The 26,135-nt window shown below is 44.0% G+C and carries 22 protein-coding genes; 7 read left to right on the top strand and 15 right to left on the bottom strand.

Annotated elements, in window-relative coordinates; genetic code table 11:
• Window positions 1-5: 5 nt before the first annotated feature.
• Genes FCL46_RS18560 through FCL46_RS18545 form a run of 4 tightly spaced genes read left to right on the top strand, consistent with a single transcriptional unit; the run spans window position 6 to window position 3,916 of the window.
• Complete coding sequence (locus FCL46_RS18560; protein ID WP_136810305.1) at window positions 6-1,424, top strand: sigma-54 interaction domain-containing protein; 1,419 nt, start codon at window positions 6-8, stop codon at window positions 1,422-1,424.
• Between the two features lie 10 nt (window positions 1,425-1,434).
• Entirely contained in the window at window positions 1,435-1,791 is a 357-nt protein-coding gene (locus tag FCL46_RS18555) for a hypothetical protein (RefSeq protein ID WP_136810306.1), read from the top strand.
• Window positions 1,788-3,500 carry a sensor histidine kinase gene (locus FCL46_RS18550; RefSeq protein ID WP_136810307.1) on the top strand — a complete coding sequence of 571 codons (1,713 nt, stop codon included), beginning with the start codon at window positions 1,788-1,790 and terminating at the stop codon, window positions 3,498-3,500. Before FCL46_RS18555 ends, FCL46_RS18550 begins: the two co-directional genes overlap by 4 nt.
• Window positions 3,497-3,916 carry a response regulator gene (locus FCL46_RS18545; protein ID WP_136810308.1) on the top strand — a complete coding sequence of 140 codons (420 nt, stop codon included), beginning with the start codon at window positions 3,497-3,499 and terminating at the stop codon, window positions 3,914-3,916. Before FCL46_RS18550 ends, FCL46_RS18545 begins: the two co-directional genes overlap by 4 nt.
• Before the next feature lie 294 nt (window positions 3,917-4,210).
• Here FCL46_RS18545 and dbpA read toward each other — a convergent pair whose 3' ends face one another.
• Both dbpA and FCL46_RS18535 read right to left on the bottom strand, forming a co-directional pair.
• Window positions 4,211-5,653: an ATP-dependent RNA helicase DbpA gene (gene dbpA, locus FCL46_RS18540; protein ID WP_136810309.1), complete on the bottom strand. Its 1,443-nt coding sequence runs from the start codon at window positions 5,651-5,653 to the stop codon at window positions 4,211-4,213.
• Between the two features lie 479 nt (window positions 5,654-6,132).
• Window positions 6,133-6,648: a cysteine hydrolase family protein gene (locus tag FCL46_RS18535; protein WP_136810310.1), complete on the bottom strand. Its 516-nt coding sequence runs from the start codon at window positions 6,646-6,648 to the stop codon at window positions 6,133-6,135.
• Between the two features lie 248 nt (window positions 6,649-6,896).
• Between FCL46_RS18535 and FCL46_RS18530 the strand changes: the two genes are divergently transcribed.
• Entirely contained in the window at window positions 6,897-7,886 is a 990-nt protein-coding gene (locus tag FCL46_RS18530) for a GlxA family transcriptional regulator (protein WP_136810311.1), read from the top strand.
• Window positions 7,887-7,983: 97 nt separating this feature from the next.
• Here the strand turns inward: FCL46_RS18530 and FCL46_RS18525 are convergent, their stop codons facing one another.
• The 7 genes from FCL46_RS18525 to FCL46_RS18495 form a co-directional block, all read right to left on the bottom strand.
• Window positions 7,984-8,754: a hypothetical protein gene (locus FCL46_RS18525; protein ID WP_136810312.1), complete on the bottom strand. Its 771-nt coding sequence runs from the start codon at window positions 8,752-8,754 to the stop codon at window positions 7,984-7,986.
• 285 nt (window positions 8,755-9,039) lie between these two features.
• Window positions 9,040-9,672, bottom strand: coding sequence for a response regulator (locus FCL46_RS18520; RefSeq protein WP_136810313.1), 633 nt, complete (start codon window positions 9,670-9,672; stop codon window positions 9,040-9,042).
• Window positions 9,673-9,676: 4 nt separating this feature from the next.
• Window positions 9,677-10,990: a PAS domain-containing sensor histidine kinase gene (locus FCL46_RS18515; RefSeq protein WP_136810314.1), complete on the bottom strand. Its 1,314-nt coding sequence runs from the start codon at window positions 10,988-10,990 to the stop codon at window positions 9,677-9,679.
• Between the two features lie 605 nt (window positions 10,991-11,595).
• Complete coding sequence (locus FCL46_RS18510; RefSeq protein WP_136810315.1) at window positions 11,596-12,477, bottom strand: universal stress protein; 882 nt, start codon at window positions 12,475-12,477, stop codon at window positions 11,596-11,598.
• A 49-nt stretch (window positions 12,478-12,526) separates the two neighbouring features.
• Window positions 12,527-13,000: a phosphate-starvation-inducible PsiE family protein gene (locus FCL46_RS18505; RefSeq protein WP_136810316.1), complete on the bottom strand. Its 474-nt coding sequence runs from the start codon at window positions 12,998-13,000 to the stop codon at window positions 12,527-12,529.
• 4 nt (window positions 13,001-13,004) lie between these two features.
• Complete coding sequence (locus tag FCL46_RS18500) at window positions 13,005-13,937, bottom strand: universal stress protein (protein WP_136810317.1); 933 nt, start codon at window positions 13,935-13,937, stop codon at window positions 13,005-13,007.
• A gap of 654 nt (window positions 13,938-14,591) precedes the next feature.
• A complete protein-coding gene (locus FCL46_RS18495; protein ID WP_136810318.1) occupies window positions 14,592-15,041 on the bottom strand; it encodes a DUF1499 domain-containing protein in 450 nt (149 codons plus the stop codon).
• 520 nt (window positions 15,042-15,561) lie between these two features.
• On the opposite strand from FCL46_RS18495, the gene FCL46_RS18490 reads away from it, so the two are divergent.
• Together FCL46_RS18490 and rsgA are read left to right on the top strand one after the other, a co-directional pair.
• Window positions 15,562-16,857 (top strand): TAXI family TRAP transporter solute-binding subunit, encoded by a 1,296-nt coding sequence (locus FCL46_RS18490; RefSeq protein ID WP_167506070.1) that lies wholly within the window; start codon window positions 15,562-15,564, stop codon window positions 16,855-16,857.
• A 225-nt stretch (window positions 16,858-17,082) separates the two neighbouring features.
• Window positions 17,083-18,195: a ribosome small subunit-dependent GTPase A gene (rsgA, locus tag FCL46_RS18485; RefSeq protein WP_228723248.1), complete on the top strand. Its 1,113-nt coding sequence runs from the start codon at window positions 17,083-17,085 to the stop codon at window positions 18,193-18,195.
• Window positions 18,196-18,359: 164 nt separating this feature from the next.
• Here the strand turns inward: rsgA and FCL46_RS18480 are convergent, their stop codons facing one another.
• The 6 genes from FCL46_RS18480 to FCL46_RS18455 all read right to left on the bottom strand — a co-directional run bounded on the left by FCL46_RS18480 (window position 18,360) and on the right by FCL46_RS18455 (window position 26,115).
• A complete protein-coding gene (locus FCL46_RS18480) occupies window positions 18,360-19,289 on the bottom strand; it encodes an AEC family transporter (protein WP_217909463.1) in 930 nt (309 codons plus the stop codon).
• A gap of 19 nt (window positions 19,290-19,308) precedes the next feature.
• Window positions 19,309-20,004 carry a DUF554 domain-containing protein gene (locus FCL46_RS18475; protein WP_136810320.1) on the bottom strand — a complete coding sequence of 232 codons (696 nt, stop codon included), beginning with the start codon at window positions 20,002-20,004 and terminating at the stop codon, window positions 19,309-19,311.
• Window positions 20,005-20,297: 293 nt separating this feature from the next.
• A complete protein-coding gene (gene ybaK / locus FCL46_RS18470) occupies window positions 20,298-20,771 on the bottom strand; it encodes a Cys-tRNA(Pro) deacylase (protein WP_136810321.1) in 474 nt (157 codons plus the stop codon).
• 159 nt (window positions 20,772-20,930) lie between these two features.
• The gene (locus FCL46_RS18465) at window positions 20,931-23,264 is read right to left on the bottom strand and encodes an ATP-binding protein (RefSeq protein ID WP_136810322.1); all 2,334 of its coding nucleotides are present in this window, start codon (window positions 23,262-23,264) and stop codon (window positions 20,931-20,933) included.
• Entirely contained in the window at window positions 23,264-24,349 is a 1,086-nt protein-coding gene (locus FCL46_RS18460; RefSeq protein WP_136810323.1) for an ABC transporter substrate-binding protein, read from the bottom strand. The genes FCL46_RS18465 and FCL46_RS18460 overlap by 1 nt, the downstream gene beginning before the upstream one ends.
• Window positions 24,350-24,825: 476 nt before the next feature.
• Entirely contained in the window at window positions 24,826-26,115 is a 1,290-nt protein-coding gene (locus FCL46_RS18455; protein WP_136810324.1) for a thiolase family protein, read from the bottom strand.
• Window positions 26,116-26,135 lie beyond the last annotated feature (20 nt).

The raw sequence follows: 26,135 nt of genomic DNA, 5'->3' as shown, positions 1-26,135 counted from the left end.
TAGAAATGAAACAACCGTTTCATCCAGACATTTCGATGTTGCTTGAGGGCATTCCACATCCGGCAATGCTGCTCAATATCGGCTTTAAAATCATGGCGATGAACCGGTTGATGGAAGCAATGACAGGCTATGCCAGGCAACGTGTCACCGGTATTTATGGTGAGTTTGTGGTGCGCAGCAACACTGGTAATGCACGAGGCCAACTCTACAGCAGTGTTTTGCAAAGCGGTGAGGCAACAACAGTAACAGGGGATATTCTTAACTGCTATCGTCGAAAAATTCCTGTGCAGTATACAGTATCTATGTTGCGGGAAGAGGCAGGAGACAGATGTGGCCTGTTGGTTATCGCTGAAAATATTGCCAGCAGAAAAGAGCATGCCACTACCGGTAAACACGACTTTAATGCTATTGAGTTGATCGGTTACAGCCCGAAGATGCAGAAGGTTTTCGATATGATCCCGCTGCTGGCCCAAACCGATGCGTCGGTGTTACTAACAGGAGAAACAGGTACAGGTAAAGACAAGATTGCAGAAGTTGTGCACCAGCAATCTTCACGGGCGCGCTTTCCGTTTATCAAAGTCAACTGCGGTGCCCTGCCGCTGGGCTTACTGGAGTCTGAACTGTTTGGTCATGTAAAAGGCGCATTTACCGGGGCTTCGCGCAATAAGCCGGGCATGTTCAAGCTGGCTGACAAGGGGACGCTCTTCCTTACAGAGATCGGGGATATGCCGTTACCGCTGCAGGTTAAGCTGCTCTCTGTGCTTGATGATAAAAAATTTGTGCCTGTGGGCGGCGAAGAGACGGTCTCTGTTGATGTGCGAATCATTGCTGCTACCCACAGGCCGCTCAGGCAGCAGGTGAGGAGCAACACTTTTCGCGAAGATCTGTTTTATCGGCTCAATGTATTGCATGTGCATCTTCCTCCACTGCGGGAACGCGAGAGCGATGTGCGCTATCTGCTCGATCATTTTCTACAGAAATTTACCGGCGCGCTCGGTAAAAACATTGTTGGATTTACTCCGGCGGCGATGCAAAGCCTTCTGGGGTATCAGTTCCCGGGCAATATACGTGAATTAAGCAATATTGTTGAATATGCTGTGAACATCTGCAAACGAAAGAAGATCAGTAAAGACCAACTTCCGCCGTATATCTTCGAAAAGCAGCAAAGGTTGCAGCCGGACAAATCGCATCAGGACAATTTCCTTGTCGACCACGAAAATACAGATGAACCTCAGTCTGTTGTCAGTAGATCCGACACCAGCAATAGACCGGATACCAGCAATCGCTGGCTCGATATCGAACGCCAGATGATTATTGACGCTCTCAAAGAGCAGGGCGGCAATCGAACGAGAGCTGCTCAAAACCTAGGCTGGGGAAGGATGAAGTTATGGCGGAAAATGAAACAGAACGGCTTACTCGAATGAGGTGGAACCTGTGAGAAAACTCCTGATACCTATCCAGGGTGATTATGTCGCACCACGTTTCGATCTTGCCACTGAGATACTGATCGTTCGGTTCGAAAATCATACACTGGTTGGAGAACCAAAAACTATCATCATGGAAAGGCCTTCAGAAGAGGGGTTGTGTCAGATGGCAGTCGAGGAAAACATCACTGATATGGTTTGTGGTGGTATCGAAGAGTTGCATTATAACTTTCTGGTCTGGAAGAAAGTGCATGTGCTCGACGGTGTCATCGGAGAATGGCAGACCGTGATTGATAAGACAATCGCGGGAACCCTGAGCCAGGGCGAGATTCTTATTAACCGTGATAGCGAACAGGTACTGTCATGAACGCAGCTCACTCCTTTACTGATCATATGATCCCTGATGCTCTGAAAAGCTCAATTGATCTGGGGTTGAAGAGAAGAAGCTACAAACAGTTTCATGTTATTTTATTTTCAATCATGATTGTTATCGCTGTGGCTCCGGTACTGATGGTAGCCGCACTCGGCTACCAGAACTATGATGAACTCGTCAAAAAAGAGGAGCGTGAACAACTTGAGTGGCGGCTGGATGGTTCGATAAAATCCATTGAACAAATGGTCGAGAACCTTAAGTCTGTGGTGCAGTTTGCTGCCCGCAGAGATAGATATACAGAGCTCATCACCGAAAATAACCTCGAAGACCTCTTTGTGCGTATCAAGCGTCAGTATACGTTTTTTGCTGATCTTGGTGTTATCGATCAGTTTGGAGTTCAGCAAGCATATTTCGGGCCCTATGATTTGCAGCATGCTGATTATTCTAAAGAAGAATGGTTTCAGCAAGCACTTGAGCGCGGTGTCTACATCAGCCATGTTTACACAGGTTATCGACAGGTTCCGCATTTTGCCGTGGCGGTCAGCAATCTCGATCCTAAAACCAGAAAACTCTGGGTGTTGAGAGCGACAATCGACGCGGAAACTTTGCAGCATTTTGTCAACACCATCACAACGAACGCTTCTGATGATCTTTTCTTAGTCGATGAAAAGGGGGCGCTGCAGACCTCGTCAAAACTTTACGGCAAAACGTTGTCACAATTTGACTCAGGTGTGGTTACCGGGGTGCGCAACAGTTTGTCGAGTGACGGGGAAAACTTTTTCCATGCCATTGGCCCCATCGTGAATACCCCATGGTCGCTAGTATTACTGAAAAAACGATATATTCATAATACCGACTGGCAGACGTTTCGCCACAACCTCTATCTTATAGTTTTCAGCTGTATGTTGATAAGTGTTCTGGTGGTTTACAGTCTTGTGACTATCCTCACAAGCCTTATCCGTAAGGCGGATGAGGTGCAGCTCGGCATGTTAAAAGATGCTGAACATACGGATAAACTTGCTTCTATAGGCCGACTGGCCGCGGGGGTTGGTCATGAGATCAATAACCCGCTGGCGATTATTAACCAGAAGACCGGGTTGATTGAAGACCTGCTGCTCATGACCAAAGACTTTGAGCATAAAAAAACAATTGAACAGAGTTTACAGGTTGTGAACCAGAGCGTTGAGCGCTGCAAGGCGATCACTCACCGGCTGCTGGGATTCGCCAGGCGCACTGATATTAAGTCTGAAAATGTTCATATCAATGAGATAATCCGTGAGGTTTTGCAATTTCTTGATAACTCGATGATCTATAACCGAATCAAGATCGAGCTGCAATTGCAGCATGACCTGCCGGATATCATCAGTGATCGACTCCAGTTGCAGCAGATTTTTTTAAACATCATCAATAATGCCATTGATGCCATCGGCAAGGGCGGGGAGATTTCTATCCTCAGCCATCTGGTGGCTGGTGAAATCCGGGTTGTTATTCAGGATAATGGCCCCGGTATCGAAAAAGATGTCCTTCCTCATATCTTTGAACCTTTTTACACCACAAAAGAGACAGGTAAAGGCACAGGCCTGGGGTTATCCATTACTTACGGGCTAATAAAAAAACTTGGCGGCGATATTACTGTCAGATCTAATATCGGCCAGGGCACTGCCTTCACCATAACCCTGCCACTGGAGACTCTACCGCAATGATTGAATCTAATAATGACAATATAAAAGTGCTGATTGCCGACGATGAGATGGAATTTGCTTCAACGCTTGTCGCTCGGCTGCAGATCAGAAAGTTCAAGACCGCCATGGTTACAACCGGTGAGGCGGCACTGACGGCTGTGGCGGAATATCAGCCCGATGTTTTGCTGCTGGATCTGAAGATGCCGGATCTGGATGGGCTTGAAGTGCTGGCGCGAGTGAAACATGAATTTCCTGAGTTGAAAGTGATCATCCTGACAGGACATGGTTCATTTGAAATAGGCCATGAAGGCATGAGGCTGGGCGCCTTCGATTACATTATGAAACCGGTGGATCTCAATCTGTTGATTGAAAAGATTGTCGAGGCGTATGAGGCCACATGTGAAAGCAAAAACAGAGCAAGAAAGGCAACTGCCTGATCTGCTGGGAAAAGGTATCTCTATAGATTCAATACGCACGGTTAGCGTCGAGACTATTAACGAAAGTAATGAAATTACTATTACATTTGTATTGATTGATAGCAGGGCACAGCTGTCGTGGGAATCCTGAAGAAGAGGATTCTTTTCTTGCTAACCAGTTACATGGTCGGGTTGGGAATAGGGGAGAGCAGCTGATTGTGAGTCAGCGGAGATTACTGAAGGAGTAGGTAAGTCATGTTTCCTCTCCATTCTGCTTTTTACTGATTGCAGAATAGAGAGGTGTATATATGCTAATTATTTATCAGATTTAACATGCCGGGAGGTTTTCCAGGCATTTGACATGTCAGTTGATTTCTCTCTGCCAAAGACCCAGATCGGAAATGATCGTCCCTTAATCCTGCCTTTTTTTAGATGTGCAAACGCTTTATCGATCATGGTCTTGTCTATTGCGACGTAGCTTTGGCGATCGTAAATATCAATTTTTCCGACAAATTTACCATTGATCCCTGCAGTTCCTGTGAGGGCCCCAAGCAGATCACCCGGACGCATTTTATCTTTCTTTCCCGCTTCGATCACAAGTGTACTGTTTGGTGAAGGGAGGGTGAAATTCTCAATTGGTTCTAAGGTGTCGGCTTCAATAAATTCTCGGGTTTCATTGTGATACTCTTTTATTACCCTGGTTTGCTGACGAGTGTAGATTGTGGTTGCCACCCCTTTCTTTCCAGCTCTGCCGGTTCGGCCTATGCGATGAACATAGATCTCCTGATTATGTGGGACATCGTAATTCACCACCATCTCAAGATCTTCAATATCGATTCCTCTGGCAGCGACATCTGTTGCCACAAGCACGGAGCAACTTCGGTTGGAAAAACGTACCAGAACATCGGTCCGCTCAAATTGTTCAAGATCACCATGGATGGCGAGCGCATCGATACCGGCGTCACATAATTTATCTGCGACGTCCTGGGTTTCTATTTTTGTGTTACAAAATACCAGAACATTGGCCGGATTGTGATGGGCGATCGTGTTGACAAGCAGAGACATTTTATTGGCTTCGTCAGCACCTGCATCATAGAAATATTCTTTAATAGCCTGAGGCTTTTCAGCTTCTAATGATTGAATGTTAACCGCGTTTTCCTGGATGGTCGAACTCAAATCAAGAATTTTATCCGGATACGTTGCCGAGAAAAGCAGGGTCTGACGTTTATTCGGGGCATGGGCGATAACTTTTTCGATATCTTCAATAAAACCCATATCAAGCATTCGATCCGCTTCATCGAGCACCAGGGTGTCGAGATCTTCTAAAGAAAGATTTTTCTTATCAAGATGTTTTATAACCCGGCCCGGTGTTCCCACAATAATATGGGCTCCATGTTGCAATGATCCGTATTGCGGTCCAAATGCTACTCCACCGCAGAGGGTCAGGATTTTTACGTTATGGGTGGCTCGCGCTAATCGTCTCAACTCTTTGGCGACCTGATCTGCTAACTCACGGGTTGGGCATAAAACCAGAGATTGAACCCTGAATTTTTTGACATCCAGCTTATGCAGCAGGCCTATACCAAACGCTGCCGTCTTACCACTACCTGTTTGGGCTTTAGCAATAACGTCACAGTTGTTGAGAATATGCGGCAGGCTTTCGGCCTGAACGGGAGTCATCGCAGAGAAGCCGATTTCTTTAAGGTTGTGAAGCATCTCTTTGGAAAGAGGGAGACGCGAAAAGGAAGTGGTGTTCATAGGTATTTATTGGTGAGCTTACAAAGCTGTTGTTTTGAGAAACGCCTGTTTGACAGGAGAAGTTTCAGAGAAGGTATATAGGAAGTGGGAATGTTACTCATTAGAAACAATGGTAAAACACACTACAATAGTTATTTACGCATATTCATGGTTGTTATATATCTGATGGATTTTCAGAATATACGGTTGCGCACACCATAGCAACTACGTAGCCATAGAGCAAGTCTGAGTAGTGTACGAATCAAAGTTGTTTGCAATGATCTCATTCAACGAAACGAAGTATATATATAATATATATAGTATATATTATGCAATTATTGCTAGAGCTGATATTGTTAAACTAAATCAATTTTATAGGGTGATATTGCAGCCACAGACTAATGAGCGCTATGCGTTTAAACTGTGGCTGTTAAATGAGATAGGGCTTCTAAAATTTCTGCAACGGTTTGATACATTCGATCCGCTACGTCGCTATATAATCATACAATTGCATCAGTCGAATCAACAAGCGGCACACGTGTAGATACGCCATTAAGCGCAATATTGTGGATCATCTCATCAACTGTGGTGCAGCAATCAGGGAGAATTTTTACGGTATACTTTTCTGCTGATTTCGAAATAGCTGTATGGGTGACACAGTTCTGGGTCATCATGCCGCAAACGAGCAATTCGTTAATTCCCATTTCTTCCAGAGTTTTCTCAAGATCAGTATTTAGAAAACTATCAGCAAACTGTTTAACAATTACAGGCGCGTCAGGCGCAGCGGCAAGAATACGCGGATGAATAGCAACACCTTCGGTGCCCTGGTTAAAGAAAGGGGATATTCCCTTTTCAGGATTTGCGATGTGCTGGATGTGGATGATTGGAATGTTTTTCGATTGAGCAGTGTGGATAGCTTTCTCAATATTGGAGAGTGTAGCTTCTGTGTTCCAGAGAGGGTAGTTGCCTTTGGGGAAATAGTCGTTTTGAATATCTATAATGAGTAATGCTTTCATTGCTGCTCCTTGTGATTTTTTTTCAACAAATTGATCTGATGTCTATGTTTTAATTGTAGTGATGGACGATGTTTCTGATTCTATGAAATACAAATACACCATGTAGATAGTTTGAGTAAGTGTCTGGGTGGACATAAAAGGTGTGGTGTTAGACATGAAGGGGGAGGTGTGTTAACTTGACTGGGAGTATACTTTCTATCCTCAGACAGCCTCCTGGTAACCACTATCACTTAAGGACATCCCGCCAAATGTTAAACATTGCCATACTTGCACTTGATAACTGTATACACTCAACGGTGAGCGGACCGTTTGATATCTTTTCTATAGCAGCAATGCATTCCAGAGAATCTGATAATGACAATGGTGGATTTTGTTCAGTGCAGATAGTTTTGCCGGATGAAAATCCGGTACACTCATTTAACGGCTTAATAATAGATGGGACGAAAACTACAAAAGACACTGACCGATATGATCTTATTATGACGCCGGCTCTTATGGGTGACTTGTCACCACTGCTGGAAAACAGTGAAGTCATCGACTGGATTATTGACCAGCACGAAGAAGGTGCGTGTATTTGCAGTGTGTGTGCTGGCGCCTTTTTAGTTGCCAAGGCTGGTCTTTTAAACGGAAAACAGGCGACGACTCATTGGGCATTAGCCGATGATTTCAAGAGTAAATTCCCTGAAGTGAATCTCAAAATTGAAAAAATGCTGGTGGATGAAGGGGATATAATCAGTGCAGGCGGGGTGACAGCGTATCTTGATCTCTGTATCTATATCATCAACAGATTCGGGACGCCTGAACTCGCATCCTCAATTTCGAAAACATTGTTAATTGATACCACTCGACAAACCCAGACACCATATAGCTCGTATACTTTCCGAAAAAGTCATGGTGATGAAGCTGTACTAAAAGCTCAGACCCATCTGGAAAAGATGTGTAAATCTCCTGTGAAAATTCCTGATCTTGCAGCAGTAGCAGGGCTCGAAGAACGAACATTCAACCGACGATTTAAAAAGGCTACAGGTGAAACCCCTACCGAATACATTCAGGGCTTGAGAATAGAAAATGCCAGAAAGCTGTTGGAGACTACCCAAGAACCGGTTGATCGTGTTACGCAGGCTGTAGGATATGAAGATGTAAGTTCATTTCGAAGGTTATTTAAACAGCATACCGGTCTAAGCCCGTCAGATTATAGAAAGCGATTTTCTGTTTTTTATAGAGGAGAGCATAATTAAACTGAGCACCGTAAATGACATACGACAAGGCAGGGATTGCCCATGCCTTGTCGTAATCGATGTTCAATTCATACGATAGAAATATTCCAATCAGTACTTATCCTGGCAAGCATGATTTGTCATGCTGTTGATCCTTAATTTCATCGCCATTACCGGCGATTGTATTAACCCTGTTGTTCTCAATAGCGGGTAGACATGATCCATCGCGTAATTGATCCTGGTCCCCTGAACTGTCTGAGGTGCTACCATCAGGACTGCCGCCACCCGTACCATCGCAGTCACCTCTTCCTCTGCCATTTCCGTTACCAGCGAGTGTTATAACACCGTTGTCCACCTCAATAACGGGTAGACATGATCCATCGCGTAATTGATCCTGGTCCCCTGAGCTGTCTGAGGTGCTACCATCAGGACTGCCGCCACCAGTACCGTCGCAGTCGCCTCTTCCCCTACCATTTCCATTGCCAGCGAGTGTTATAACACTGTTATCCATCTCAATCGCAGGCAGGCAGGAACCATCACGTGTTTGGCCTTTACTCCCGTCACCGTCACCGTCACCGTCACCGTCGCCATCCTTATCCCGGACCTGATCTTGATCGCCAGTACAACCATCAACACTGACAAGACTCATAACGGTATTTCCTATTTGTATTGCGGAAATGCCAGAGCCATCCTTAAGTTTATCTAGAGTTTTATCTTTCGTCGCGTCCTTATCTTTGTCACCTGTACATGTGCTGTCAGCTGCAATAATAATCATATCGTTATTTCGTGAGAGGGCCTTGCCGGAGTTAGCATTTGCTGCCATACCTGTTGCTGGAACTGCCATACCTGCCATTACGGATATTAAGACTGCTGCATAAAATTTTTTCATCCTGTCACCTCAATATTCTTTTTGATTTTTAACGTTTTCCGTCAACATTTTTTTTAAAAAAAAAGTACACTTCACATTCATAGCTTTCTTGATTTAACCACCTCCATACGAAACGTTATCTGCCGGTATTGACCGGTAGAAATACAAGCACCTGGATGCTTATTGTTATAGACTGTTCTGGAATTTCCGTATATCAGCGGTAGGATGAAATTTTTGTAAGACTGGATAGGTAGTGGGTTGTAGTCGCTTGTCCTACAACCCGTTTGGGAGAGAGGTGATTTGAATTTAATGAACAAGTCCTTCTTTAACGGCGTAATAAGTGAATTCCGCATTGGTTTTCATACTCATTTTGTGCAGAGCGCGGCAACGGTTTGTGCTGATAGTCTTAACGCTTAGCGTGAGGTCATCAGCTATTTCTGACACAGTTTTGCCGGAAGCTATCATGAGCATTACTTGGTATTCACGGTCAGACAGGGTCTGGTGGGGGCTTTTGTTCGTATCAGTTCCCAGGTGGCAGGCCAATTTTTCAGCAACAGAAATGCTTATATATCGTCCTCCCTCAGAAACTTTCCGGATAGCGGAGATCAATTCGCACGGTACACTTTCTTTTGTAAGATAGCCCCTTGCCCCGGCTTTTAATGCCCTGATTGCATATTGTTCTTCAGGATACATACTGAGCATAAGTATTGGCAGGATCTCATTGTCTCTTTGCATCTCTTTTAAGACTTCCAACCCATTCATATCAGGCATGGAAATATCCAACAGCACAAGATCAAAGTGGCTATTTGCTACCTGTTTAAGTGCTTCAGTTCCGGATTCAGCCTCTCCGGCAACCTTCATGCCTTCTTCTTCTGCCAAAATCTGTTTTAAACCTGCTCGCACAATCGCATGATCATCAACTGTTAATATTTTCAGCATAGCTCTACCTCCTGCATTTCTGATAAGGTATGTTCAGGAGAACCGTAGTTCCCTGTCCGGGTTCGCTCTGGATTTCTAACAGACCATCCAGCAAACAGGCTCGCTCATGCATTCCGAGTAGCCCCAGTGAATTAGCATTGCTCATTGCCCCCCGGCTGATTCCTTTACCATTATCGCTGACGGTAAGAGTTACCTGCCCCTCATTTTGGTTCAGAACGATTTCAACCCGCGTTGCTTCTGCATGACGGGCTATATTGGTTAATGCCTCCTGAAAAATTCGAAATATGGTTATACTGCACGCTTCGCTTAAATTGATATTTTCGGGTTCAGATATGATTTCAATAGTAATCCCAAGCCTGTCCCTAAGTCTTCCTGCCTGCCACTCGATTGCTGCTGAAAGCCCTAGGTCATCGAGCAGGCGAGGTCGTAACTCAGAAGAAATTCGTTGAACAGTATGGACCGTGGCATCAATCTGTTGATTAACAATGTGGAGTTTTTCATAAATATTTTCATCCTCATTGCTTAGATGGCCGGTAAGCCAATGAACATCCATTTTCAGACAGGTAAGCGCCTGCCCCAGTTCGTCATGGATTTCTCGTGCCATGCCTCTTCGCTCTTCTTCGCGAACCATCTCAATATGAGAGATCACGTTGCGAAGTTGTTCATGAGAACGGCGCAGAGCCTGTTCGGTACTCTTTCGTTCAGAGATATCCTTGAAGTCCTCAACAATACCTACGAGCTTCCCTTCACTGTCGCGAAAGGGCGTTGCTGTAATAATGCAGGGAATCTGACGGCCATTCTGACAAATCTTAATGCCGTCGTATTCAACACGGCCTTCTCCTCTCTGAATACGAACCATCGGGCAATCCTTCGTCTGACAGCTCTCCCCTTTGAACACTTCATAGCATTTACGACCTTGAATTCCTGTTCTGCTCACACCGGCAAGCTCCAAAAAGGTGCTGTTTGCCCGAAGTATGTTAAAATTTTTATCAATTACCCTCATGCCATCGGCAGAGGTATCAAATATCTGGGTCAACTCCATATTAATCTGTGTCACTGTCATCTCAGCTGCTCGTAAGGCTTTTACTATGCGCTGGGCATAGAACGCAAAGGAGATAAACAGCACAACAATGATCAGTCGCATCCACAATTCATGAATATCCGGAAAGAGGATATTGGACATAAAATCCAGATGCTGGTCATAAAAGAAATGGGAGTGAATAAACGACTCAACCAGCCAGGAGAGCGCACCCAGAGCAATGCCAATAGCAATAAGCCTTGAGGAAATGCTCCTCGAAAACCTTTCTATAAAGCCCATAAACACTTTTTGATAAGAAAAAAATGGTCTTAACCTGGGAAATTGACGACGCAGAATTCCCCGCGCATGAGAGAAGCAGCTGGCACCTGGGGTAGGATAGGAAGAATACACGTTTAAAGGCTCCTTTATTAATAAATGAAAAGAAGTGCCTCCCAATGTATTCCAGAACTATCCTATCTTGTTGATGGTGTCGGCGCAAGTGGTTTTATATTATGATGAGAAGAATTTTTCCGCCGGAAGCGGCAAAAATCGGAGAGGATTCTGAAAAAAATGATATAAATCGGAGTACTATTTTAAGGCAAAGGAAAGGTTGTTGGGAACAATGAATTCTCAACAAAGTAGTAGGAGGCTATGAGGCTGTCAGAGAATAGGAATTTTGGTTAAAATCGAGACATTTACAAAAAATAAGCACAGCCATATAGATGATATCGAAGTCTCATTTCATTCGCTTATCTGCGAGCATTATTTTTTGAAAATTCCGAAGAGTTTGGGCCGATAGCGTAGACTTCGAAAGACCATTGTCAGACAGCCTCCTCGTGTCACGCCAATGATGGAATGTCTTTATATTGCTCCGTAATTTTATGTTCCAGTGGAGAACAATTGTTCTACGGACAGCACCATAATGAAACCTTTTCAGTTTTATTAATCAAGGTTGAGGCGGTACTACCGGCGAGATTAATACGGTTTAAAAGCCCTTTGTTTAGACCATGCAAACCAACAGCAACCGCTGCAAACCCAAATTCTTCTGCATAATTCAGGATGGTTCGAGCAGCATTTAAGCCCCAAGTCGACACCCGTGTAATCCTTTCAGGTGAAATGTGATGTTTATTGAGAACTTCAATGGCTGTCTCAAATATGGTATCTGAATCAAGACCGGCTCCATTTTCAACATAGAAAAGAGTAATTGAATGCTGATCTTGCCGGGATAGAATATATCCTACGTGATCTACAGCTCGGAGAGAATCTTCCGAACCATCAACGCAGACAAGCACATTTTTCCTTCCTGTCTCAAACTCTGGACATATCCACAGAGGTGAAGACAAAAGGTTGTCTCGAAGGATCGACTGGGCAGTCTCATCGGAGGGACGTTCAAAGAACCATTGCAAGGTGTATGATGCTCTTTTTCCAAGGATAATAGCGTCATATAGCCCTTGTGAGCCATGACTGAGAATATCTTTTACTTTACCATATCGTTCAGCACAGGTTATTGTAATCATCTGATCTACAGACATGTGACTTTGACTGAGTAATTCTGTAGCTTTATCAAGCGCTTTTCTAGCACCAACTGTAAGGGTCCCATTGACCTTCTCGTCGGGACTAGACCACAATTCCATTAGAGCTTTATTCATATCGCTGGCATCACGCCTACAGACATGTAGCAGCGTTATTTCATGTTCTGACAGTTTCTTGAAAAATGAACATATGAATTCTACGCCTGTAAGATGTTCATAATCGTCACTTACAGTAACCAAAAAATTTTTTTTCATTATTTTCCCTCGGTGCTTAGGTAAATGAAGTTGTAGTGTACAGTAGTGACTAAAACGATTCTTCTGTATTTTCAGCTGACTCTATTTGTTCCTTATCCGGAAGTTTATAAACAACGTAATAGGTTATACCAGTCGCTAGTAGTACGACGCCAGTTGCCAAAATATACATAGGCTCCAGTTCATCGTAATCGAGAATGATGACCTTTCGGGCGATCGCCATCAGAGCGGTTGCCAGCACGATTTTGACATGAATAACATCATCCCGGAGATAGAGAATGATATTCTGGAAAATCTCAATGGCAATAAGCACGACCATAAAAGCGCCAAATGTTGCCAAAATATCGCCCATGGTAAGAATAAAGCGAGGTTCGGCAGCAAAACGCAAATAAATAGTCCAGGCAACATCAACAACACCGGAAATGATAACGACAACCATCAGTATTCCCAATATTTTCAAGCTTATGTGGATAATTCGCTTGAGAAGCCAGAGAAAACGATCTTCTTCTTTTGTTACGAGTTTCATAAGCTTAAGGAAGGGTTACCGGTGAGATAAAACCATCAGGTTTTACAGTGAGTACAGTGCAATTAATCGAATTAAGTATTTCTTCTGCTTTATTGCCAATCAGCAACCCAGGGACTCCGGAACGACCAACTGAACCCATGACAATTACATCAACACCTAATTCATCTATGGACTTCTTTATCACTTCTTCACTTCTCCCCTCTCTGCAGTGGGTATTGTCATCCTTGCGAGGAATGTGATTTGAATCTAGCAAAGAATGTAATTGCGCCAAACTTTCTTCACTGATTTTCTTTTTCATAGCAGCGATTTCTTCTGAGGAAACGTTAAACCGGGGGCCACGCAGCGTTACCTCATGTGCGAGTCGCCAGACGTGTAGATAGTGTGCTTCACCCTGTTCCCTCTGGGCCAGTGAATGCGCCAATTCGACAATTTTTTTATTCAATGCTTTTGTCTCAGGATAATCTGAACCAACATCCACTGCTGCAAGAATTCGCTTAAAATCACCTGAGTCGCGCTTTACCACCCATACAGGACATGGACATTTCCGTATAAGGCGCATGGCAAGTTGATCAATACCGCGGTCGAGAGTTTCTTCCTTAATCACCAGATCATGACCCTCTCGCAATACCTTGTGAATAATTGCAATGAAACTGCCCGATTCGCTGTGGTCGGCACTGATATCGATATCACTCCACCGTTTATGACGTATAAAGCGATTGAGATCTTCAGTGTTTTGGCGGAGGATAGCCTGTTTTATTTCAGCATACCTGCCACTTATTTTTAGGCTCAGGTCATCAATGAGGGTCGTTTCATCAACTATTATGGCGGATACACGCGCGCCGTTAAGCCTGGCAAGAGTAGCAACCTTATCAGCACTGTCTTGCTGAGCAAGTGTTTTTCCGTCCATGACATAGAGTATGTTCTTGAATCTTTTCATTCGGACACTTCCCAATGTTTTGACTTTTTATTATTAGCCTCAGAAATTTTATAACGTATTATGTCACAACTACGATAAGAATTAAATCAAGTCGTGCAATGAGTGCATGGTGGGGGGGGATTGATAGTTGAGACTATTATTTGTTTGTCTTGATTGTTTAATTCCAGAATTAACTCCTGATTTGATCAAGGATATTAAGGACGAGTGAGAGAAACACCGCTTAACTTTGAGTTTTTAATGTATTCCGGTTTTGACCTGAATTTTGATAGCGTATATGCCGCTACGTGGTAAAATGCGCGACGATTTAGAGGGTTTAGGTCGTCAGTTCTGATTGCCATAAAATCATCCCATAGCAGCATCTCTACTCCGGACTTTCCGGTAAGTGTATTATTGGCAATTGCCTTACCGAGTTGTTCAATGGGGATTCCTCGAAATTTTCGTAATCCACCAATTAGGATCGGTTGTAAAGTAGTGTTAAGCGCTCAAGTTGTGGAAACGTGGCGAAGGTGGGAGCTGTGTGTCCTCCGACTGCGCCGGTGACACCAATCATAATAACAGACCAAAGAGACGTATTAGCATTGTTCATAAGCGACCCATGGAGTTTTCTGCAGGTGATTCCTGATGCTTGAAAGAGCAGAACGATTTATCCAACCGTTACATTTCATTATATTTCTTTCTCAGCGTGTTATATCGCTCTCTGTTAAGCCCCATGTCGGAGTAACCGACTCTTGAGCCTGAACGAAAATGGACAACATTTTCGGATTCGTCTATGAAAAACTCAAGATCGTCACGATAACGCATCTTGCCTGAAACACTGATGGCATGAATATAGTTCTCGGTCTCTGTCTGTATCGTAATAGTCTCAATAGCTGAGAGTAGTTTGAGGAGCTTAGCCTTTGTTATTGTAGTGTTTGTTGTGATTGGCCATGGTTCTACATAGCGCTCTTTATCTTCAGTCTGGCTGGAGACAGCATTTGGCGTGCTCGGTAAAGGTGCCAGTTTACCGTTTGTAACGCCTAATTCTTTGGGAGTTTTCAGGTTTTGCATGATCATGAATGATAGAGCAATTAGAGCTATAGTTAGGAGTAAGCCAATGATTTTCATAGTTAACGTCCTGGGAGTTGATGAGAAAGAAGTAAACGTAATATGTATTTTGTCAGTATGCTAAAAGTGTGTGCTCCGTAGGCAATATGGCGATTACTGCTGTACAGCTTGTAGTATACTGTTCTCACCTGATATGTGTAGAGTATATAACTATTTCTGATTACCCGTCTAATCATTAGGAAAAAAGGTGAGGCGAGAGAGGATAGGTGTGAGGCGTAAAGCTATTCATGAAATGACATATGTAATAGCTTGATATTATAACTAAACTTCCTGCTGCCATTTAAAGAAATCGAATAGAAAGTTTGCAAGAAATATCGGTTCAAATATACGCAGGCTGAGATAACGCCTTTTGTGAGCCGCTATTCTTTTGGGTTGAGTTTTTTTCTTCGTATATACATTCATACGAAATGGGTAGGAAGATTGTTGTAAGGTGTATCGGTTGTGTATATAACTGTATCTATTTGATTGTATTTTTATTTAGCTGAATTACAGATTCCTTCTATTTTGAGCAAGCATGAAAATGAGCCCCAAAATCAGCCCCGGTACTGCACAAAGTTTGAAAAATTATTTCCAGGTTTATGGCGCTGGTATTGTGCTGGCTGCTATTGTGCTGTTTGTGGCATATCAGTTCGTCGAACCGGCTCCACCGTATACCCTGAAAATCGCAACGGCCAGTGAGTCTGGTGCCTACCATAAATTTGGGCTTACATATAAACGTATGCTTGCCAGGAAGGGGATTGATCTTGAGGTCGTGCCTACTTCCGGATCAGTCGAGAACCTTGAGCTTTTACGCGAGAAAAAAGTTGATGCCGCATTTGTGCAGGGTGGTGTGGGGAATGCCCATCAGAATCAGGAGGTGTTGGGACTAGCCAGCCTGTATCTGGAGCCTCTATGGATTTTCACCCGTAATACCGATGCGCCTGAGCGGATAGCTGATCTGGCTGGAATGACGCTGGCAGTGGGGCCTGAAGGAAGCGGGACAAGAACTATAGCAAAGCAACTTCTTGCGGATAGTAATCTGGATGAAGGTTCTGTCACCCTACTTCCACTTTCTGCAACTGATGGGGAGGAAGCGTTAAAATCCGGTACTATTGATGCTCTTTTCATCGTTACGCAGGCAGAAACGTCAATTATTGCCGAACTGGTTGCTGTTCCTGATTTTAAACTGATGAACATAAAGAGAGCCGAAGCCTATAGCAGATTGCATCCATATCTTACCCATGTGATCATTCCGGAAGGTGTCGTTGATATGGTAAGAAATGTGCCGGAAAGTGACATACACCTGATAGCGCCGTCGGCAACGCTGGTTATTCATGAAAGTCTGCATCCCGCATTGATTGACCAATTAATGCAGGTAGCAGATACTGTCCATACCACAGGCTCATTGCTCACAGGTTATGGAGTGTTTCCTAATCCGGCAAATCTCGACTATCCATTAAGTAGTGAGGCGGAACGGTATTATGAAAACGGTCCTCCGTTTTTACAAAAATACCTGCCGTTCTGGGCAGCAACGCTGGTGGACCGCTTAAAGGTCATGTTGCTTCCTCTTTTGGCACTGATTATCCCATTGGCTAAAGTGCTTCCTCCTGTTTATACCTGGCGGGTACGATCACGTATCTATCGTTGGTATGAGGAGTTGCATGGGCTGGAAGCAGCCGCCAAAGACGATGAAAGTCGGCAGGTCAGCCTGGATGAATTGGATAGAATGGAGAACGAGGTACGCAAGGTTGAAGTGCCCCTCTCCTATGACCAGGAGCTTTACAGCTTGCGATTACATATTGATCTCCTACGGAAACAGCTCAGAGAAAAACGATAACCGTCCTGAGCGTTGATCAGATAGGGTGCTTGCAGATGTAGGAGTGAGGGAAACTACTATTTTGCGATATCAGTTGTATTCTAATCGAGATTGCCGCAGAATATTTGCAGCCTGTTTTTAACAAAGCTATTGATAAAGCCTGAGCGCAGGCGCTAGAATTTATATATACTGAACACTTCGGTCGGGTTTGGTCGAAGAATGAAAAGATCTCAGCTGGTTTAACGGTTGAGCATAAACGAACCTTCAGATTACAAAATTGATGTTGTTTTTATGGAATTGAAAGAACTCGGAATGGATAGCTGGTTTACTGAAAAAGTTGCTGAATTGCGTAAGCCCGGACAGGAAGTTGCCAGAGTAATGATTGTTGATCGTGGCCAGTATAGTGTCCAGAATGAGCAGGGTGAAGTTCCTGCCAAGGCAACACGCAAATTCATTAAGAAGATCAATAAAACCAAAGCAGATATGCCCTGCGTAGGTGACTGGGTCTGCATGGACTATCAGGAATCCAGCACGTACGCGAGCATCCATACAATCCTTCCACGAAAGTCTTTTTTGCGTCGCAAATCTGCAGGTAAAAGCAACAGGCTGCAAATGATCGCGGCTAATATCGATTTGGTTTTTATCGTTCAGTCATGTCATTACGATTTCAATATAAGCAGACTTGAGCGCTATCTGGTGATGGCTAATGAAGGAAACGTAGAACCTGTACTGATTCTGACCAAAACCGATTTGATCTCTGAAGACCAGCTAACTGAACTGATAGCCGAAATTCGCAATGAAGGGATTACCACCAAAATTATTGCGCTAAGCAATGTGACCGGTTCCGGCCTGGACCAGATCAGCGAAATAATGGAGCCGGGAAATACCTACTGTCTTGTCGGTTCTTCAGGAGTTGGCAAAAGTACCCTCATTAATCGCCTCACCGGCGAAGATACAATGCGAACACAATCGGTAAGCAACTCAGGCGAAGGCAGGCATACAACTGTTCGTCGTCAGCTTTTTGCATTAAGCGATGGCGCATTGTTAATAGACACGCCGGGGATGCGGGAAGTCGGTATCATTGCTACTGCGAGTGACGTCATGGATGATAACTTTGATGACATCAATGATCTCGCTTTGTCTTGTCGCTTTGCCAATTGCGGCCACAGTAATGAGCCCGGATGTGCAATTCAGCAGGCGATTGAGGATGGAGAGCTGACAAACGAACGATTTTTTAATTATATGAAATTAAAAACAGAATCAGAACAAAGCGAAATGTCCTATTCTGATCGTCGTAAAAAAGGCAAAAAAATTGAAAGTGGTGTGTCACAGGTAATCAGACAGAAGAAAAGATCATAGGCTATAGGCGTGAGGTATGAGGCGAAAACTACACAAGTTGCTCGCTTTAAATTGGCTCCAGTTAAATGCCTTTTCAATACAAACTCTTTGATGAATTATTCCAGATTGTGAGTGTTTTTCCCCCTCACTCCTAACACCTCACGCCTCACTTTTTTCTACTCTCCTTAAATCAGCTCATAGAGTGAGAGCATCAGCGGAATAGAAAATATCGAAATTACCGTTGATAAAAGTACAGCAAATGCCGCTTTCTCGGGCTGTGCCTTAAGAAGAACCGCAAGTGTAACCGTATTCCCGGCAAGGGGGACGATGGCAAAGAGAAACATCACTCTGTAGAGATCATCATTCAGTAACTGGGTAATTGATTTGTCCAGAAGAATGAGTGACAATATGGCTAAAGGCCAGAATATAAATTTTGCGATAAGGGATATAGAGAGAAACTTCAAATCAATCCCTTTACTTTTCTTCCACTGGTCAAAGCCCATCCCGAGCAGCATCATTCCGAGAATTGAAAAAACTACCTTAAACTGACCTGTATAGCTCTGTAATACTTCAGGCAGTTTCACATCCGCCACATTGAGAACCAGCGCCAATATAAATGCATAAAGAGCAGGGAGTCGCAGCACTTTTTGTAAACTCTCGGCGCCTGTAAAACTCCCTTTTGCAGTGACATAATAGCCTGTTGTTGTCTCATAAAAGAGCGAGGCAAGCATTGCAAAAATAAAAATATCAGCAACCTGAGGTTCAAACAGAATGAGTGCCAGGACTATACCAAAATACCCGGTATTGCCTGTACCGGTCGCAAACGCCAGGATATTGCCGGTGGCATCAGGCCATTGTTTACCCCAGATATATAAGGTGATAAAGGCGATTGCAGAGCTGAACAGATAAAAGAAGATTGGCAGGAAAAGCACGCCGGGCGTTATCTCGACAGATAAGGTGGCACTGAAAACCACCACAGGCCCGATTATATAGAACAGGAGCGCTGCGATAACACCTTTATCAACTTTTAGGAATCGAACAGACAGGAAGCCTAATAAAATGCTGATATACAGCGGTAAAATTTTCCCCAGTAAAACAAAAAAAAGGCTCAACATAGTACAACCCCGGCATGTATCAGATAAACCACTGACAAAGAGCAAAATAAAGCAGTGGAAGGAAAATAGCCGGAATCATATTGCCGACACGTATCGTTGTAATCTTAAGCATGTTAAGGCCAATGGCCACGATTAGCAGACCACCGACAGAGGTCATCTGGGCAATGGTCTCGGGTACCAGAAAGCTTTTCATGAATATTGCGGTCATGGTGATCATGCCCTGGTATAGAAAAACAGCAAGGCTTGAAAACATTACTCCGAGCCCCATAGTGGAGGCGAATACGATAGAGGTAAATCCATCAAGTACAGATTTGGCCAGTAAGGTTTGATGGTTGCCGGTGAGCCCGCTTTCAAGGGAGCCGACAATTGCCATGGAACCAACACAGAACACAAGGCTGGCTGTTACAAAGCCGCGACCGAATGAACTTGAATCGCTGGATGCACCGACGATTTTTCGCTCCAGAAACCTGCCGAAAGCTTCCAGTCGTCTTTCAATGGCCAGAGCCTCACCCAACAGTGCTCCGAAAATCATCGAAAATATAACGATCATCAACTCGTTTGAAACCAGAGCACTTTTTACACCAATGAGAATGACCGACAAGCCTACGGCGCTGAGGATAATCTCTTTATATTTATCCGGTATGCCTTTGCTGAGCAGCAGCCCGACAAGGCTGCCGATAATTATGGCCAGTGAATTTACTATTGTCCCAAACACCTTATATTCCCTGTTAAAATTAATGGTTACAGAAAAGGATATACTCTATCAGGATAAAGTTGGCCTTAGGAGTTTGTCGGATTGAGCAAATTTCTCTTCAGGTCAAGGCAATGTTGTGAAATTAAGCACAGCCATATGCCATATGCCGAATACTGGAGCCTTCGTTTACCTGCGAGAAGTATTCTTTGAAAATTCCTAAAAGCTTGGGCAGATAGCGTAGACTTCGAAAGGTTATTGTCAGAATGCCTCCTGGTTAAGCACCCTTTTAAAAAAAAGAGAGCTTTAGCTGGGGGTTACTCGTGTTGACATATTTCTGCGAATGTGGCGCGCGTAAGGGTTGCCAGATCCTGAGGTGCCAGTTCTATCTCTAATCCACGTTTGCCACCGCTGACAAACATTGAGGATAATTCAGCGGCTGAAGCGTCTATATAGGTTTTAAGTTGTTTCTTCTGGCCAAGAGGACTGACTCCACCGAGTACATATCCGGTCGTTTTTTCGACAATCGCTTTATCTGCCATGGCCGCTTTTTTTGACCCGGCCGCTTTGGCGAGCAGTTTCATATTCAGTTTATGTGCAACAGGGATAATGGCGACTGCAAGACTGCCGTCATCAAGACTTGCAACCAGAGTTTTAAACACCTGATCAGGGTTTAATGCTAGTTTCTCTACTGCTTCCAAGCCATACGATGCGTGGTCACTGTCATGCTGATAGGAATGAACTGTATACGTAACTTTCTTTTTCTTGAGGATGTTTATTGCTGGTGTCATAGGTCGTTATTAGAGGAATTTCAAGGATACAGTAATAGATTGAATGTGGAGTGTCTGGATTTTTACTACACGTTATACACCTGTGTCCATAAATATAACAGTCTCAGGATAATTGAAGGGATTAGTAGATTAGCTGGTTTTGCAATCGAAATGAGCTTGTCATATGGAACCCAGCCAGCGAAGCAGCAGCTCTTCGAGTTGCTCCTGGGTGAAGGGTTTACTGAGATAGTCGTTCATACCCGATGCAAGACAGCGGTCTTTTTCTCCTAGAATTGCATGGGCTGTAAGCGCGATTATCGGGATAGGTGCAGCACCGGAATTGGCTTCATATTTCCGTATTTTTCGAGTTGCCAGATAGCCATCCATGACGGGCATCTGACAATCCATAAGGATGATGTCAAAAGCTTCCGTTTCACGTTTTTCAACAGCAAGCCTGCCATTTTCAACTAAAGTTGCCTGTAGTCCAAGCTTTCGCAATATTCCTTCGACAACGATCTGGTTAACTTCATTATCTTCAGCTACCAGCACCCGGCCGGACAGTTGCTGAGTATGGTGTGCAGGAAGGTTGCGCTGCTCGATTTCCTGAGGGGCTTCGGCTATTGGCAAAGACACTGTAAACCAGAACGTTGAACCACTACCCAATATGCTCTTAACGCCGATTTCTCCGCCCATCATTTTTACGAGTTGTTGTGTGATTGTGAGACCTAAGCCTGTACCTCCAAACTGGCGGGTCATGGTTGAATCGGCCTGTGCGAAAGGTGAGAAAATATCGTTAAGTTTCTCTGTGGCTATACCTATCCCTGAATCTGTAATGTCAAAGCGCAGGTCAACTGAATCAGCCGACTGTTTTTCGAGTCGAATTCGTAACGCCACACCTCCTATTGAAGTAAATTTAATGGCGTTACCCAGTAAATTAACGAGAATTTGACGAAGGCGATCACTATCACCCAGTACATATTCAGGGAGTTCCGGGGGGATTGATTGAGTCAGTGCGAGATTTTTTTTGCGAGCATTTCCTGAAAGCATATCGATGGTATCTTGTATTAATCCAGACAATGGAAACGGCTCATGGACGAGTTCGAGCTTTCCAGCTTCAATCTTAGAGAAATCAAGAATGTCGTTAATTATGGTAAGCAGGGCATTTCCTGATTGTTCTATCGTATCAAGAAGGGCCAACTGGTTTGTGGACAGGCTGGTGTCTCGTAATAATGATGCAATACCCAGCACTCCATTCATCGGGGTGCGAATTTCGTGGCTCATCTGAGCGATGAATTGTGATTTCGCTGTATTTGCCGCTTGAGCTTCATTCATTGCTATCTGGAGTTCTCTGGTCCTGTCCTGAACCTTATGTTCAAGATCCTGGCGATGTTGGTGCACCTCCAGGCGATAGGCTGCCAGCCGTTCTGTCATCGAGGTAAAACTTCCGGCCAGTTCACCAAATTCATCTTTAGATTTGATGTCCAGTTCCTTAACTACAATATGTTCGCTGCCGATAGAGGTCGCAGCATTGCTCAGTATCGATATCGGCTTGAGAACGAGGTACCTGATTACCACCAGGAGCAGAATGCAACTAACCAGTCCTGTCAGTAAGGTGAGAGTAAGAATGATCTTTCCAAGCGAAAGGCTCTCAGAAATGATATCTCCAGAGTGCAATACACTCACAATAATAAGATCCCGGTGTACACGCCTGAACTGGTAGTAAACCTTGCCATCCTCTTCTTCCTTGATACGCAATCTGTTGAGTTCCTCATCTTTTAGTCGTTTAATATTGTCTATAGAGGAGTAGAAGTGATTTGCAATCTTAGCATCGTTAGAAACGACTGATCCGGATGGTAGAATAAAGAAAACGTGCCCTCGTGTAGTAGGGCTGAGTTTCTTGATGGTCCTTGATAGAAAATCTGTATTTACTGTTAAGACCAGATAACCGCGTAACTTGGGTGCAGTCGTCTTTTCATGAGAGCTTGCGTCTATGAGGAGTATTCGTTTACTCGATAAAAACGCTGGCTCTCCTGTATCACTGTTTTCAAAAAATGTTGAATAGGTGTCTTCATTATGAGCAACGATATCTTTAAAATAGCTGCTTTCAGCTTCATCATCAGAGATGTTGACAGTCGTGTTAGTTGTTACACGACAATCTTCGTAACCATCCGGTAGTAGAATTCTGATCTCAAAGTATTCCGGATAAACAACCTGGTAGTTTTGGAACACTGCTGTCAGTGATGGAAGAAACAGTGTATATCTTTCCCAATCATCTTCTATGAGCAAATACTTATGTAAGATCTTGGAGCCGGAAAATAACTGCGTGTTGGACTCAATGGTCTGAATAGTACGTTCAACCTGATCAGTCATCTGGGCGAGAAGGTTGGCTCTTTCGCTGAGGATAGAATCTCTTACACCCTCTTGCAGTTTAATGTAACTGACTGCCCCCAGTAGTAGGAGTGGAATGATAATAACCGGAAGACAAAATATGATGATTTTAGTACTGATTTTCATTAGATCTTGCCGCGGGTTATTTCAGAAAAAATTGATGAACGAAGTTTTTCTATTCGTGGTGGGAGTTTTTCATCAATCTCATAACGTTGTAGAATTTCTTTTGGTGGGTAGATTGCCGTGTCTTTCAGGAATTCTTTAGGGAGCAATTTCTCTGCTGCCTTGTTAGGCGTTGCGTAATGAGTATACTGAGCGAGCTCAGCAGCAATCTCCGGTTCATTGAGAAAATTTATGAATTCCCAAGCCAGTTTCTTTTTGTTGCTTTTGGCAAGTACAACAAGATAATCAGCCCAGAGCACTCCTCCTTCTTCAGGAGCGGTGTATACGATATTTTCATTGATGTCTCTGAGCATGAGTGCATCACCATTATAGGTCATAGCAGCGACTACTGATCCGTCGATTAATGCGGATTTCTCATGGACAGCCGGCACGTCGTATTTTTTTACATGAGGCTTTTGGGACTGGAGTAATTTATGAACCTGTTTATATGCTTCTTTATCTGTGCTGTTTATCGAATGTCCTAGTGTTTTTAAGGTAATATCTATCAACTCCCGGGTTTGCGGAAGCATAAATATTTTTCCCTGAAGTTCGTTGGCCGGATTATACAACTGCATCCATTTGGTAATAGGTGTTTTTACAAGATCTGCCCGGTAGGCAATACCGGTCGTGCCCCAGAAATAGGGTACTGCAAATTCAGCAGAACCTGTGTATGCCGTCTGCCACTGTGGATATAACTTATTTAAATTCGGTAAACTATCTTTGTCGATTGGTGCTAGCCATTTTCGGCGTGAGTACGCTTCAAGACTGTTGCCATCGACAAGCACGACATCAAAATTTTCTCCATCGGTTGAGAGGATCATCTGGGTGCGAATATCATCACTTTCAAAGGTGATTATCCGTAAATTCACATTAAACTTTTTCTCAAAATTTTCTACAATCTCAGGAGCGATGTAGTCTGCCCAGTTGAGGAATGTCAGTTCCTGTACCGGTGTTTGCGTTTCTGCATACAGTGATGCTGACAAAATAGTGAGCAGTGCAGTCGGCAACAGGACTAACCGAAATATTAAGGAGAACACAATGTTCCTCATGAAATTATCCTTGGTTATTTGTGAGTAATAACAGCAGGATTAATTGAATAATTATGGGGTAGTTATTTGTCCTGACAGGATTTTAATGTGTAGTTGAACGGATAGTTACCAGATTGTAGATTATGTGTTGATTCAGATTTATACCTATTCATTGGTTACAGTATATCTTTGCAAGATTGAGGAAACAAGTAACGAACTGCAAAATAGGTCAGTGATATTTTGCAGAGAAATAGATATCTGGAAGAGAAAAAAACTAGTGTCATGTCATGTGTCAGATGTCGTAATACTGTGAAGCTTTTTCTCTTCCTGCAAGGCATGACTGATGGAGCATAGCAGCGCTATGTAACAGAAGACGTAACGAAGTCAGGAAGTGAAAAGGGCGAGCAGAATTAGACATCTGAGGTATGACAGGACATAAAGGTCGGGTCGATAGCCTGATTGTTGAATCAGGCTATCGACCCCTGTGCAGGAGTTGATCAGATTCTTTCAATCAGCATTGCCATGCCCATACCTCCGCCAATGCACATTGAGATGAGTCCATTCGCATAGTCATGCCTCTGCATCTGATGAATCGCCGTAACCATCTGGCGGGCTCCTGTGCAGCCGATGGGGTGCCCGAGAGAAATTCCGCTGCCAAGCTGATTGGGTTTTTCTGTATCTATACCAAGCTCACGCATGCAGCCGATTGCCTGTGAGGCGAACGCTTCGTTAAGCTCAATCATCTCGATATCAGAGATCGACATCTTTTTTAATGCCAGAATTTTGCGGATTGCCGGGACCGGTCCAAGGCCCATATATGCAGGGTCTAAACCACCAGATGCCCAGGTTGAAATTTTTGCAAGTGGTGTGAGGCCGAGCTGTTTGGCTTTATCGCGACTCATCAGCACAACAGCAGCCGCGCCATCATTGATGCCTGAGGCATTACCGGCGGTGACGGTACCATCACGGTCAAAGGCGGGGCGAAGTTTTGCCATTTTTTCAAGGCTGGTCTCCATAGGGCGCTCATCTGTGTCGACAACTATATCGCCTTTTCTGTGGGGAATGGTGACAGCAGAAATTTCTTCAGCAAAGATTCCATTTTCGATTGCGGTGCGTGCGCGTTTATGGCTGAGGACAGCAAGTTCATCTTGGGCTTGCCGGCTGATATCATACATCTTTGCGATGTTTTCAGCGGTTACACCCATATGATAGCCGTAAAATATTTCATATAAGCCGTCAAATACCATCAGGTCGTGAATATCTCCAACTCCTGTCAATTCCATCCGGTGTCCCCAGCGGGCTTTAGAGAGAGCCATCGGGGTATTGCTCATGCTTTCCTGACCACCTGCAACTACAACCTCCGATTCACCTGTCATTATTGATGAGGCGGCAAGAGCAATGGCTTTAAGGCCTGATCCACAAACTTTATTCATGGTAAAGGCGGGGGTTTCAAAATTGAGACCGGATCGTATTGTAGACTGTCGTGCAGGGTTCTGACCAAGGCCTGCTTGCAGGACATTACCCATGATGACTTCATCTACATGTACGGGGGAGTGATTCTGATCCCAGTTGTCATAGCGTATTTCCAGCTCAGTTTTCTCTAAATTTTTTAGAGTGTTTGGACCATTTTCCAGTGTCTGTTTGTCAGGGTGAGGACGAAGCTTGACTTTACGTAAAGCATCTCCAATCACTAGAGAACCAAGATCAACAGCTGATACATTTTTTAATGATCCACCAAATGATCCGATAGGCGTTCGAGTTCCGCTAACTATAACTACTTCCTTCATAATAATAGCCTCCAGTTGGT

The sequence above is a fragment of the Desulfosediminicola flagellatus genome (assembly GCF_005116655.2).
Taxonomy (GTDB): domain Bacteria; phylum Desulfobacterota; class Desulfobulbia; order Desulfobulbales; family Desulfocapsaceae; genus Desulfopila; species Desulfopila flagellata.
This window is presented reverse-complemented; position numbering and strand designations above follow the sequence as displayed.